Source organism: Paenibacillus luteus, from assembly GCF_006542765.1.
GTDB lineage: Bacteria > Bacillota > Bacilli > Paenibacillales > Paenibacillaceae > Pristimantibacillus > Pristimantibacillus luteus.
Genome location: NZ_SKCD01000024.1, coordinates 20637 through 34609, shown reverse-complemented (window position 1 = coordinate 34609; position 13973 = coordinate 20637). Strand labels below are relative to the sequence as shown.

Genomic DNA, 13973 nt, shown 5'->3' with positions numbered 1-13973 from the left:
TGGCTTAAAGAGTTACCTCACTGGAGAACTCATAGCATCCAATAATGTCTTAATATCTGAATTCATTTGAAGAGTATGCAAAATAATCGTTAATGCTTCCGCACGGGAGGACGGTTTGTTTGGTGAGAATTGTCCATTCCCCTGTCCGCTAATTATTCCAGCAGATGCAGCTTTCTGAATTTGATCTTTATTCCAAGCAAGATCAATATCATTGAAAGCAGATGCCGCATCATCCTTCACATCAGCAAGATTAATGATTTTAGAAATAATGGAGATAATCTCGGCACGGCTAATTTCTTTGTTCGGTTTAAATGAACCATCTTCATAGCCAGAAATAACTCCACTTTCGATTAAGGCATTAATGGATGACTCCGCCCAATGCCCGCTCACGTCGGCTAGTTTATTGTCATTAGCCGTAGCAGACAAATCGAACACTTTTGCAATGATTGCGGCAAACTCCCCGCGTGTAATGCTTGCATTGGGATGGAATGTTCCGTCGCTATAGCCTTTCACAAACCCCAATTGAACAAACATATTCACGGTCGATTGCGCCCAATGAGCAGTCGTATCTTTGAATGGAACGTTTGTAGGATTAGCTTTTGCTTCCTCCACTTGTTTGCTCAGTTTAGATGCCAATTTATCAACATCAATAATTTCGTTGTTAAAGCCAACTTCAGGTTTCGCTGTTGGTGTTGGTATTGGCGTTGGTGTCGATGTTTGCACTGGTGTTGTGACCGTTGGCGTCACTGGTGTTACCACTGGCGATGATGTTGGTGTTGTTTCCGGCGTTGGTGATGGTGTCGCTTCTGTCGTCGGTGATGGCGTTGCTTCCGGTGACGGTGTTGGTTCGATAATTTCCTTCGCGGTCACTTGGACCACTTTAGTTCCATAGACAGCACTGCCGTCAACGGCCGTAGCTTTAACCGTGATAGTTCCTGCCGTTTTACCCGTCAGTACGCCATTCACATCAATTGTCGCTGTGCCTGTTCCATTTTCTACAGTCCATTGAATAGCTGGATCCGTTGCGTTTGCTGGAGCAACCGCCGTTGTAAATGTAACGTTCTCATCCACCTCTACGGTAGATACTCCGGTTACTGTAATCGAAGATACTGGTATTGCCGTAATTGTTAGCGTCATGCTGCCAATGACTTCGCTTCCATCCAATGCTTTTGCTTGCACAGTTACTGTGCCTGGGGAACCCGCAGTTAGCAAGCCGCTTTCTGCATCAATGGACGCTGTGCCTGTTTCAGGAAGGACCGACCACGATACTGTTTTATTTGTCGCATTGGCAGGAGCTGCTGCGGCAAAAATTTGAAGCTCCGTGCCTGTTTCTACTGAGGTTACTTCGTCTTCAGCAGTTATGGAGATGGTTTGTACTGGTACAACAGGCTCAGTAATCGTAATCAGCTTGGTTCCGTAAACCGCGCTGCCGTCAACAGCCATAGCCTTTACAGAGACCGTTCCTGCTGTTATTCCAGTCAATACGCCACTCGCGTTAATTGTCGCTGTGCCTGTACCATTTTCAACTGACCATTGAATGGCTTTATCTGTTGCGTTTGCTGGTGCAACTGCCGTTGTAAATGTAACGTTTTTATCCACCTCTACAGTAGATACTCCGGTTACTGTAATGGAAGAGACCGGTACTGCCGTAATCGTTAGCGTCATGCTGCCGATCACTCCGCTTCCATCCAACGCTTCTGCTTCCACGGTTACTGTGCCTGGGGAACCCGCCGTTAGCAAGCCGCTTGCTGCATTAATGGACGCTGTGCCTGTTCCAGGAAGGACTGACCACGACACCGCTTTATTTGTCGCATTGGCAGGAGCTGCTGCGGCATATATTTGAAGCTCCGTACCTGCTTCTACTGAGATTACTTCCCCAGCAGCAGCTACTGAGATCGTTTGTACTAGTACATCAGGCTCCTTAATTGTAATAAGCTTTGTCCCATAAACAGCACTGCCATCAATAGCCGTAGCTTTTACTGTGACCGTTCCTACTTCCGTTCCGGTCAACACGCCATTGCTATTAATTGTTGCTGCGCCTGTCCCATCTTCCACAGACCACATAACATTGCTGTATAATGCACCAGCCGGCAAAATTTCAGCATACATCGTTAAGGAAGTACCCACATCTAAAGACGATGCATCTTCTTGACTAGTTACATTAATTTTGGTTGCAAGCAAATGATCTGTTTTGAAAGGGTCATTCGTAATGAGCCGAGAGCCGGAATAAATAGAGAGCGGCACTGTTAAAATATCTTCAAGATTGGATTTAATTGAAAAAGTGACCAATCCATTAACTGTATACCAGGAATACCCCTCTTTTACTGTATTATTTCGCGGATTTTGAGTATCGTTTACATCTAAATTATAAAACTCAATGTTAGGATCTGCTGAATGGGCAAATATTTCGGTTTGACCATTCACAAGCTGACCATCGGTGCCATAGACCTTGAAGGTCAGGGAGACATAACCGGTGTTAGAAGGATCGACTACTGGCTTATTGGCTAAAATAATATGATTGATTGGATAGGTCGGTTTCTGTTCTTGAATTCCGCTAATAGTTACATTTGTAAAATAACTCATATTCGGTACCCAACTTCGAGCACCATTGGTCACGTATCCTCCCACAATCGTTCTTGTGGCGTTTGTACTAACGACTACGGAGTTTTCTCCAACAACCAGATCAGGAGCTTGGACAACGCTACCGTCCGAATATCTTAAATAGATATGCTCATCGCTGCCTAGATTGGTACCATTAAAATTAATAATTACTTGGCTTGTTTTGATTACACACCCACTTAATACAATTAAAAAACAGATTGAAATTAAAAATAAAGATCGTACTGAAAATCGTGGCATATCCCTATCTCTCCCTACCCTCATAATAAAATCATATATACGCCTACCCAATTGACAATCTCCTACAACCACACCTCTGACAAATGAATAAATATTATAGTATTTTTCGTAAAAAAACATCCTCTCGGCATTCACCGAGGCAGATGGTACAAGGGTTTCCTTGTATCATCAAACTTGTTTTCCTCCTATCTTCTTAGGGGGTTTTTAATTAACTCCATTTTTCATTAAAGGAAATAGACTAGTTTTCTAGAGATCTTTTTCCTAAATACAACCTTGCTTATGGACGAATACTTAGATCGAGCCCTACGACTCGTGATCTTGCCTCGCTCTTCAATACCAAATATCCTAATATAACTCTTAGGACAATCCTAGTGACTGGTGTCATTAATTTTGTCATATTACATTTTTTTCTGCAGATGGATTCGCTCATTCATGAGGAATGTATTTAGTTACGTCTTTGAGCGTGGATATGTGAATTATGATGCTTATGACTCTTACTCTGAACGCGGAATTCAATTCGTCACTCATCCACTCATTACCTTTTGTTTGCGTATGCTAACTAAAGGAGTAGAGTATACGGACGATACTCAGTATAAATGCACGAATCGCCTGTTCATAAGACACTATTAAAACGGCAAGGCCTCTGTAAATTCAGAGGCCTTGCCGTTTTATCTACAACCTATATTAAAATGGATATGACGACTTTGTCGCCTCCGATAGGTTCAATCCTATTCAACTTCATGTAGAGTTAAAATCTTAACTCATTTCTAGCAATAATTTTTTCAAGTCTATATTCAATTGAAGAGTATGCAAAATAATCGTTAATGCTTCCGCACGGGAGGACGGTTTGTTTGGTGAGAATTGTCCATTCCCCTGTCCGCTAATTATTCCAGCAGATGCAGCTTTCTGAATTTGATCTTTATTCCAAGCAAGATCAATATCATTGAAAGCAGATGCCGCATCATCCTTCACATCAGCAAGATTAATGATTTTAGAAATAATGGAGATAATCTCGGCACGGCTAATTTCTTTGTTCGGTTTAAATGAACCATCTTCATAGCCGGAAATAATTCCACTTTCTATCAAGGCATTAATGGATGACTCAGCCCAATGCCCGCTTACGTCAGCTAGTTTATTGTCATTAGCAGCAGACAGATCGAACACTTTTGCAATGATTGTGGCAAACTCGCCGCGTGTAATGCTTGCATTGGGATGGAATGCTCCGTCGCTATAGCCTTTCACAAACCCCAATTGAACAAAAATATTCACTGTCGATTGGGCCCAATGAGCAGTCGTATCTTTGAATGGAACGTTTGTAGGATTAGCTTTTGCTTCCTCCACTTGTTTGCTCAGTTTAGATGCCAATTTATCAACATCAATAATTTCGTTGTTAAAGCCAACTACAGGGGTTGGTGTCTGCACTGGTGTTGCTACTGGCGACGGCGTTGGTAGTGTCACTTCCGTTGTCGGTGCTGGTGTTGCTACTGGCAACGGCGTTGGTAGTGTCACTTCCGTTGTCGATGTTGGTGTTGCTTCTGGCGACGGCGTTGGTAGTGCCACTTCCGTTGTCGATGTTGGTGTTGCTTTTGGCGACGGCGTTGGTAGTGTCACTTCCGTTGTCGATGTTGGTGTTGCTTCTGGCGACGGCGTTGGTAGTGTCACTTCCGTTGTCGATGTTGGTGTTGCTTCTGGTGTTGCCACTGGTGACGGTGTTGGCGTTACTTCCGGCGCCATGACCTGAATCACTTTAGTCCCATAAACCGCACTGCCGTCAACAGCCGTCGCTTTAACCGTAACTGTTCCTGCTGTCTTACCCGTCAATACGCCACTCGCATTGATTATCGCTGTGCCTGTCCCATTTTCTACCGTCCATTGAATCGCTTGATCTGTTGCGTTTGCTGGAGCAACCGCCGTTGTAAATGTAATGTTCTCATCCACCTCTACGGTAGATACGCCGGTTACTGTAATGGAAGAGACTGGTATTGCCGTAATCGTTAGCGTCATGCTGCCGATCACTCCGCTTCCATCCAATGCTTCAGCTTGCACAGTTACTGTACCAGGGGAAACCGCCGTTAACAAGCCGCTTTCTGCATCAATGGACGCTGTGCCTGTTCCAGGAAGGGCTGACCACGATACGGTTTTGTTTGTCGCATTGGTAGGAGCTACTTCGGCAAAAATTTGAAGTTCCGCGCCTGTTTCTACTGAGGTTACTTCGTCTTCAGCAGTTATGGAGATGGATTCTACCGGCACCACAGGGTCTGTAATCGTTATAAGCTTCGTTCCATAAACAGCACTGCCATCAACAGCCGTAGCTTTTACCGTGACCGTTCCTGCTGTTGTTCCGGTCAACACGCCACTCGCGTTAATTGTCGCTGTGCCTGTCCCATTTTCAACAGACCACTTAAATTTTTTGTATAATGCATTTGCGGGCAAAACTTCAGCAATCATGTCTAATGTATACCCTACTTCTAAAGATGATGCATCGTCATGACTAGTTACATTAATCTCGGTTACAAGCAAAGGATCTATGTTGAAAGGGTCGTCCGTAATGAGCTGGGGACCGGAGTAAATCGATAGCGGCACCGTTGAAATATCTTCAAGAGTGGATTTAACTGAAAAAGTGACCAATCCATTAACTGTATACCAGGAATACCCTTCTTTTACTGTATTATTTCGCGGATTTAGTGAATCACCTACATCTAAATTATAAAACTCAATGTCAGGATCTGCTGAATGGGCAAATATTTCGGTTCGACCATTCACAAGCTGACCATCAGTGCCATAGACCTCGAAGGTCAGTGTGACAAAACCGGTGTTATTACTATCCTCTGTTGGTTTTTTGGCTATAATATGATCGATTGGATAGGTCGGTTTCTGTTCTTGAATCCCGCTAATAGTTACACTTGAAAAATAATTCATAGTCGGTACCCAACTTAGAGTACCATTGGTCACATATCCTCCTACAATCGTTTTTGTGTCAGTTGTATTTACAGTTACGTAGTTTTGTCCAATAGTCCGATCAGGCGCTTGAACAACGCTACCGTCCGAATATCTTAAAAAGATATGCTCATCACTGCCCAAAGAGGTATTGTCAAAATTAATACTCACTTGGTTTGTTCGAATTACACACCCACTTAATACAATTAAAAAACAGATCGAAACTAAAAATAAAGAACGTACTGAAAATCGTTGCATATCCATCTCTCTCCCTATCCTCATAGTAAGATCAAGTATACTCTTCTCCAATGACAGCAAAATGACAACCTCCGCCATCCATACCTATGACAAATTAATCACCATTGTATTATTTTTCAATATCAATTATAATTCGTTTAAGTAATTAAACATTATAACGGAGTGGGAATAATGAACGAATTTGTTGGCAACCAGAAAGCCATATATATTTTCGAAAGTTTGAGTCCCTATTTTCAAGGGCTGGGAGACCCCGTTCGTCAGCAAATCCTATCGTTATTGATTGATAAAGAAAGTATGAATGTGACCCAAATCGCAGAACATATCCCCATGTCGAGGCCAACCGTCTCTCATCACTTGAAGATTTTAAGGCAAGCGAAGCTGTTGAAAGTCCAGAAAAAAGGAACGGAAATGTACTATAGCCTTGAATTTGCCGAGGCAATTGCACTTATGAAGCAGCTTGTCCAGTTCGTAGAAGAGGAATGCCAATACTAGTGCCAGAAACGAGGCTAGTACGCGGTCATTCCTCTTTTCAACAGTATTATGTTTAAAAACTTAAACGTATAAACTTTTAAACGGAGGGAAATAACATGAGTAAAAAAACCATACTTATCGTCGGTGGTTATGGAGCGGTAGGCAGACAAATTGCTCAAATCCTGCTGGATCGACATCTCGATCTGGATATTATATTGGGAGGAAGGTCACCTTCAACAGCATCGCCTCTGGAGTCAGGACATTTTCAAACGGCCATTGTGGATACCAATGCGGAAGACCCGCTCCTTTATGTAGACGCTCCTGTTACACTGATTATCAATTCTGTAAACGATCTCCAAGATCGTTTGCTTCTGTCTGCCGTAAGGAGGAAAATCCCATTTATCGACATTACGCGCTGGACAGAGCTATTCCAACAATCAATCACTAAATTGAAGAATACGGAGCTTCATGCCCCAGTAGTACTGTCGTCGGGATGGATGGCAGGAACTGCTTCACTGATTGCTATGCTGCATTCCGTCTCCCTTCTGAACGTCGAAGTAAACATTCATGCTTTATATTCGCTGCAGGACAAAGCTGGTCCGGACTCCGCGGCGTATATGGATCGAATGACTATTCCCTTTCATATTACGGAACCGTCGGGACGCCGCCTTGTATATCCCATGACTGAACCCATCAAAGTACAATTTCCTAACGGGTATGCATCCAAATGTTATCGACTCGACACCCCAGATCATATTACCCTGCTTAAAGCTGACCACGTGGATTCGGCTAGCTTCCGCATCACCTTTGACAGCAAAGCGTCAACTTACACACTTGTCGGACTAGTCAAGAGTGGTCTGTGGAAGGTTATCAGCGGTGAGCGTTTCCGCTCATTTAGACGAAAGTTGCTTTATAATCCGGGCAGCGGCAGCGCTCATCATATTCATATCCATCTAAAGGGGAGTGATCCTGCTGGAAATCTTGTTGAACGAAGGATTTCCATTTCTGATCCGCTTGGCCAGACTCATCTCACTGCCTTGGGAGCTGCCATACAAGCCGAACAGCTATTGCAGCTGCCGAAGGAAGAATCATTTGCCCCTGGCATTTATTATCCGGAAGACCTTATAAATAAGCGAATGGATGCCACGGCAATTACCGTTTTTTTCAAACAATACGGTGTTCTTTTCTCAAGTTAAAGCTGTCTAGTACAAAAAAAGGTTGGACCTGCTGCGATTTGCAGCTTGTCCAACCTTTTTCACTTTATGCTTATTAAGCTTTGTTCGAAGAACCGAACTCACGCATTTTGCCTTGAACCGTTGCTTTAATCGCATCGCGGCCCGGGGACAAGAATTTACGTGGATCGTAAACTTCTGCGTCCGAAGTCAAAATTTCGCGAGCTACTTTTGTAAACGCGATTTGGTTTTCTGTGTTTACGTTGATTTTTGCAGTTCCAAGGGAGATCGATCTTTTGATATCCGCAGTTGGAATTCCTGTACCGCCATGCAATACCAATGGAAGCTTGATTGTTTGGCAAATTTCTTCCATTTCTTTGAAGCCAAGGTTTGGTTCGCCTTTGTAAGGACCGTGTACGGAACCTAGTGCTGGAGCAAGGCAATCAATACCTGTAAGCTCAACCAACTGCTTACATTCTTGCGGATCAGCGTAGATAACGCCATCAGCGATTACGTCATCTTCTTGTCCGCCAACGGTACCAAGCTCAGCTTCAACGGAAACGCCGCGCTCATGCGCGTAAGCAACAACTTGTTGAGTTGTCTTTACGTTCTCATCGAAAGGCGAGTGTGAAGCATCTATCATAACGGAAGTAAAACCAGCATCGATGGCTGCTTTACATTTTTCGAAGCTTGAACCATGGTCCAAATGGATGGCAACTGGAACCGTGATTTTCATTTCTTCAATTAGGGATTTTACGATTGCAGTTACAACCGTGAAGCCACCCATATAACGAGCTGCGCCTTCAGAAACGCCAAGAATAACTGGGGATTGCTCTGCTTGAGCAGCGCCAAGAATTGCTTGCGTCCACTCTAGGTTATTGATGTTGAATTGACCAACAGCGTAACCTTCTTTAAGTCCTTTGTTCAACATTTCTTTCATTGATTCCAAAGCCATGTTAAATCCTCCTTCAAAATAATTGCATTTTTAAAACTCGATCTTTCAATCATACCCAATTCACCTACAGTTTAAAATGCGTCCGAAAACTGTAGTTATACTGGCACGAACGGCATGGGCTTTTCCACGTTCACGTTCTACTCATCAGTCTACATGTTATCACAAATTTCAGCATAAGACTACCTGCAGCGGGGTTGATCACTTTATCGCACTTCTTCAATTATACCACATTTTCTGCCCAATTATGGCGTTGGCTTTCCTACCCGCAGCAATCCTCTTCAATAACTAGAAAGATCGATCCATTTCCACATTGCACAAGCAAAAACACCTTCGGCGGCGCAGCGCGTTTCATTCCGAGAAATGTAGAGAAAGGATAGCGAATAGGAATGCTTTCCTCTATTTAAAAAAGAGGTTACCCCTTGCAGCCTATTCGGTCGCCGTAGGGATAACCTCAACTTCATTCCTGTTAATTGCTCTCTTGTGCCAGCATTCGCAGCAGAACAGTCACTGCCTCTGCTCTTGTTGTTGTAGCCTTAGGCTCGAACTTATTCGCTCCCTTGCCCGTTACAAGTCCTAACTCATGCAGTGCCGATACGGCTCCTCTCGCCCATTGAGGAATGTCCTTGTTGTCTGCAAAGCTAGTATCAGCATTCGTCTCCGACGAAAGCTTGAGTGCATTCGCGATAATAACCGCTAATTCAGCTCTCGTCAGATTTGCATTTGGACGGAAGGTGCCATCCTCGTAACCGTTAATGAGGTTAGCTTTTACCGCTTGAGCGACCGCCTTCTGTGCCCATGCCCCAATCTTCGCCGTATCTTTGAAGGTTAGTTTGTAGCCATCGTCATTAGACTTCACCGCATTCATTAGCATAACTGCAAATTCAGCACGGGTAATGGTTGCGTTTGGCTTGAAGGTGCCATCCGGGTATCCACTGACCATACCGTTCTGAACAGCCTGCTTAATATTCACCTCTGCCCAGTGTCCAGCAACGTCACTGAAGCTTGCGTCCGTGGATGGCTCTGTTATCGGTAAGCCTGTTGCCTCGTCTACAACGAGTACTGCAAATTTCGTGAAGTGATCCACTTCTGCGCTTATGCGGTTTCCGCTTATAATACCGCTTTTAATATTTACCCATACTTTGGCCAGCTCATCATAATAAAAAACTGCTGCTGTTTGTCCACTCTTCAGTTTTGCCGGATCGAACGATAAGGTGATCGTAACCGGTTTATTGAAGTTATCGGTGAAATTTTTCAAAAGCTCAAATACAGAACTAGCGAGAATTTCTTTATTGCCTAGAAGCGCTTGCGTATTTACAACTTTCTCAATCGTCAATTCCAGTTGCTTGCTTATGGCATTCGCCGGTATGGAAACGACGATGGAACCGTCCTCCACACTCACCTTGCCAGCCTTGCCTACAGGAAGCTTAAGCTTTCCATTTGTGGCAGTAACCAATTCATTGCTCGATCCGCCTCCGGTACCCGGACTTTCAGTTCCAGTTTCTGGCTCTGTAACCGTTGCCGCTTCGCGAGTGACCGTCACAGCATAGGACGTCACACTTCCATCCATAGATGTAATAGCAATTACGATTTTGTTAATGCCAACAATAAGCGGAATAGAACTGCTTGTTTCTCCGCTTGCCAAGTGAATGGGACCAACTAAACGTGTGTTAGTATCATTGTATACGCTAGCTGTCACGCTTCCGTATACAGACTCGTTCACAGTCGCCGCCAAAGTCGTGCTCGATACCGTATTCTTTACACTTGCCGTGTAACCATATACGCTTCCGATTACCGGCTGGTCTAAGGTGATTCCACTTAAATCTAATGCATCCAAGCTTGCATAAGAGCCTAGCGTTGTAAAGGCAACCTCGTCGCCATAGCTTATTCCCAATCCATCAACAGCATACGCCCGTGCGTAATAAGTGGTAAAGGACTGAAGCCCAGTGAGCTCTACTGTAAACGCGCCTTCTCCGCCTTCGTTCGCCTTAGCTCTGAAATCCTTTAGTGTAGGATTAGCTTCTAACGAATATACGATCCCTCGCTCTGCAACTGTGCTGTTTCCATCTACAGTGACATTTCCGCCGACAGCAGCCGACATTGCCGTAATGCCGTCCACGGATGAGTCTGTTGTAACGATTAGATCTAAATGCTTATAAAACCGATAGGTACTTGAAAAAGTGTAGAAACCGACATCGTTAAAAGCTACGACTCTCCAATAATAGTTTTCGCCTTCATTTAAGTCGCTGATTAAAAAGGATGTGTCTGCCGACGGACCTTGATAAACGACATTTTTAAACTCACTATCGGTAGCTACTAATAATAAATATTGGTTAGCGCCGTTTGTGCTGCTCCACTCTAAGGTAGGGTCATTGGGCACCTGTTTGCCATAAGCTGGAGCTATCAGCTTTGGAGACTCAGGAAAACCGTTAGGAATCAGTAGAATAGGATCATAATTGGCACCCGCCGTAAGCGTATAACTGCCTTGCCCATCCGGGGTGAATCGAATCGCAAGCTTCTCATGCAAACTCTTTTTGGCTTGGGAGTAAACAACAAAGTTGCCTGATAAGCCTTGTATGCCAATTAACGCATCCGATCCAAAAGCAACATCACTGCTCGTACCAAGCGCTATTAGGTACGGATATTGCACTTGGATTTCGTTCGTTCCTTCATGCAGGATCACTTGGGCTGTTCCAATCGGAGTGTTATTATCATTTCCATATTCCATCATATTGGTGTATTGAATCACAAATTTCCGATTTGGCGACTCGCCTATGGTCTTATAAAGAACCTTAGTGCCTTGGCCCATAATAAGGTCATCGTAAAAAGCGGTAATAAAATGATCCACCGAGCTATTTTCCATAGTTAAAGGCAAAGCATCATTAGAGTTACAGCATGAGCTTGTCGGATTATTGAAAGTGAGCAGTCCATTCGTGTTAGCGAAAATTTCCGAATGGCTTTCACCATAAAAGCTAAAGTCGAATCCAATAGACAGAGCCTCAGATACGCCATCATCCTCATTATCAAAAGAGATGTTTATGCCGTCTTCCAAAGCTTCCACAGGTGGTATTGGAGACTCATAACCACTGTAATCTAAAGGCACAATGAAACGGCTGGTATTTGAAAAGGTATACCCCGTATCGTTAAGCGCAACAACCTTCCAATAGTAACCTTGCCCCTCTTGCAGTTGGCCGAAGGCATAGGAGGTTTGCGTTATTCCTTTCTGATCCCTTACCACATTAACAAAATCAGCATCCGTCGCAATAAGGATACGATAGGAATCTGCACCATCCGTGCTGTTCCAATGAAAAGGAACAGCTGCAGTCGCATACTCTCCATCCGCTGGTCCCACTAACAAAGGTACTTTAGGATATAGAGCAGGAAGCAAAAGGATTGGGTCATACTCGGCATCACCCACCAACGTATACTCATAATCAACGCCAGGAATGAAACGAATCGCTTGCTTCTCTTTTAAACTTTTCTCATAATCGGAGTAGCTCACATCTTCTTCGTTACTATTACTATAAATAGCAATCCACGAATTACTACCAAATGCTCGATCACCAAACGTATACCCTACTAGATTAGGATATTGGAACTGAATTTCATTGGATCCCTCATACAAAACGACCTGAAAGGTGCCAAGCGGGTCAAGGTCATTAACATAACCATTCAGAAGTACATTCGTATATTGAACAATAAATTTCCGATTTGGAGCTGCCCCAATCGTTGAGTAGAGCACCTTGCTCTTTGGGCCGTAGGTTAAATCATCGGAAGAAAAAGGGGAAATTTCCCCTCTTATATTATTGCTTTCGTCCTTTAAATAAATATTTCCTTTCTTTGACACATATACCCCTTCATAGATATCTCCGTAGAAATCAAATTCGAATCCCGTTGCTACCTCTTCGGATACTAGATTCTGCTCCTGATCAAAAACAACCTCAGCACCATCATATAGATGCTCCATAGGCTGGTTCATAGGCGCAGTAGAAGCACCTGCAGCAGAAGCTTTAGGTAAGCCGAGAGCGGAGCCCCAGCTTGCCATTAAAGTGAAGCATAGAAAAAAGATGAAGCTCTTGCGAAATCTTCGGATAAGTTGCATTTTATTATCTCCTTTTAAATCTATTAATAAGAGTAGAAATGAACACCTCTACCACCTTAGTTCATTTCTCTCGATCAAAATAGTGAGTGTTGTCATTATTTTGTCATGTGACAACATAACTTTTTCCGATGGAGTAAGGAATCTGACCGTTTCAAGGCGAATACCAATGTCTAGATAGGATTCATGAATAAACATGATCATCATTTACACACAGGAGGCGCATACCATTATGATTTTCACTATTAATGATCTAAAAGGTAATAATAACATTGTAATAAAAGAGCAGCTTGGCGGGGAAATCCTCTTTAATTTAAGCGTCAAAGGGAAAGAGATTCTAGCAATCGAAACACCTATACCAGCCGAAGAAGCTGTTGTCATCTATATCCGGTTCAATGGTGATTAACTAGATCTCGCCCCAAAAAACCTCGGTCACATACTCAAAAGCTACGTTTCCGTCCTGTTGGTTACGTTCAAACAGCTCCTTCAACTCGTGCAGCATCACTTCATAATGCTTATCTCCAGGTGCTGGGGTGTAGGAAGACGAACGCAACCGGCCGAAAAGTCCATCCCAATCGAACATTTGCTGATTAACGAATCGCGACTCGTGCAATTTCCCTGATTTAAAAAAGGATGCCATAATTTCCGGTGATATATTTTTGTGATTTACTTTGTTGTAATCGGTGCCGAAGGTTTGAAGCAGCTGCTCATACTCTTCCCGAAATGGGGTGCCTTTTGTAAGACGGGAATTCCATATCAAGATGGCTTTTCCCCCTGGCTTCAAAATCCGTCTGAACTCCACTTGCGCTGCTTGGAGATCAAACCAGTGAAACGCTTGTGCACAAACAATATAATCGACAGATTGGTCTTGCAGCCCCGTAGCCTCAGCAGACCCTGACACCGCCTGAAAATGAGTATTGCCGGTCAGGCCCTGCTCCGCTGCTTCCCTCATCTCCTGATTCGGCTCAACCGCAATGACCTGGCTTCCCCGCTCCAGAAGCAGTGCCGAAAAAATGCCCGTCCCAGCTCCAATATCAGCAACCACGCTGCCCGCACTCAATCCTACCTTGTTATACAAATAATCGATGGCTTCATTCGGATAGCTTGGGCGATACTTCACATACGAATCCACTCGTGTTGAAAACCGGTCTTTACTATTCATGAACAACCACTCTCCCATTAAAGAAATATTTGCAACCAAGAAATCAGTTAGGAACTATTATAC

8 protein-coding genes are annotated in these 13973 nt (G+C 43.7%); 3 read left to right on the top strand and 5 right to left on the bottom strand.

Annotated features, from left to right (window positions below; all coding sequences use genetic code 11):
* Positions 1–12: 12 nt before the first annotated feature.
* Together E0496_RS19405 and E0496_RS19400 are read right to left on the bottom strand one after the other, a co-directional pair.
* The gene (locus E0496_RS19405) at positions 13–2616 is read right to left on the bottom strand and encodes an S-layer homology domain-containing protein (protein ID WP_161601495.1); all 2604 of its coding nucleotides are present in this window, start codon (positions 2614–2616) and stop codon (positions 13–15) included.
* A 999-nt stretch (positions 2617–3615) separates the two neighbouring features.
* Entirely contained in the window at positions 3616–5967 is a 2352-nt protein-coding gene (locus E0496_RS19400) for an S-layer homology domain-containing protein (RefSeq protein WP_206669822.1), read from the bottom strand.
* 258 nt (positions 5968–6225) lie between these two features.
* Between E0496_RS19400 and E0496_RS19395 the strand changes: the two genes are divergently transcribed.
* Positions 6226–6546 (top strand): ArsR/SmtB family transcription factor, encoded by a 321-nt coding sequence (locus E0496_RS19395; protein ID WP_141503508.1) that lies wholly within the window; start codon positions 6226–6228, stop codon positions 6544–6546.
* 95 nt (positions 6547–6641) lie between these two features.
* On the top strand, positions 6642–7721 hold the full coding sequence (locus E0496_RS19390; RefSeq protein ID WP_141503507.1) for a saccharopine dehydrogenase: 1080 nt from the start codon (positions 6642–6644) through the stop codon (positions 7719–7721).
* A 73-nt stretch (positions 7722–7794) separates the two neighbouring features.
* Here E0496_RS19390 and E0496_RS19385 read toward each other — a convergent pair whose 3' ends face one another.
* Complete coding sequence (locus tag E0496_RS19385) at positions 7795–8652, bottom strand: class II fructose-bisphosphate aldolase (RefSeq protein WP_141503506.1); 858 nt, start codon at positions 8650–8652, stop codon at positions 7795–7797.
* Between the two features lie 466 nt (positions 8653–9118).
* Positions 9119–12751, bottom strand: coding sequence for an S-layer homology domain-containing protein (locus E0496_RS19380; RefSeq protein WP_141503505.1), 3633 nt, complete (start codon positions 12749–12751; stop codon positions 9119–9121).
* 229 nt (positions 12752–12980) lie between these two features.
* Between E0496_RS19380 and E0496_RS35650 the strand changes: the two genes are divergently transcribed.
* On the top strand, positions 12981–13154 hold the full coding sequence (locus E0496_RS35650; RefSeq protein WP_161601493.1) for a hypothetical protein: 174 nt from the start codon (positions 12981–12983) through the stop codon (positions 13152–13154).
* On the opposite strand, the gene E0496_RS19375 is transcribed toward E0496_RS35650, so the two are convergent.
* Positions 13155–13910 carry a class I SAM-dependent methyltransferase gene (locus tag E0496_RS19375; protein ID WP_141503504.1) on the bottom strand — a complete coding sequence of 252 codons (756 nt, stop codon included), beginning with the start codon at positions 13908–13910 and terminating at the stop codon, positions 13155–13157.
* Between the last annotated feature and the right edge of the window lie 63 nt (positions 13911–13973).

What these genes read in the sequence shown, in the direction of transcription:
- E0496_RS19380 (WP_141503505.1), bottom strand. Translation starts at nt 12,751, where the DNA reads ATGCAACTTATCCGAAGATTTCGCAAGAGCTTCATCTTTTTTCTATGC.
- E0496_RS19375 (WP_141503504.1), bottom strand. Translation starts at nt 13,910, where the DNA reads ATGAATAGTAAAGACCGGTTTTCAACACGAGTGGATTCGTATGTGAAG.
- E0496_RS19390 (WP_141503507.1), top strand. Translation starts at nt 6,642, where the DNA reads ATGAGTAAAAAAACCATACTTATCGTCGGTGGTTATGGAGCGGTAGGC.
- E0496_RS19385 (WP_141503506.1), bottom strand. Translation starts at nt 8,652, where the DNA reads ATGGCTTTGGAATCAATGAAAGAAATGTTGAACAAAGGACTTAAAGAA.
- E0496_RS35650 (WP_161601493.1), top strand. Translation starts at nt 12,981, where the DNA reads ATGATTTTCACTATTAATGATCTAAAAGGTAATAATAACATTGTAATA.
- E0496_RS19395 (WP_141503508.1), top strand. Translation starts at nt 6,226, where the DNA reads ATGAACGAATTTGTTGGCAACCAGAAAGCCATATATATTTTCGAAAGT.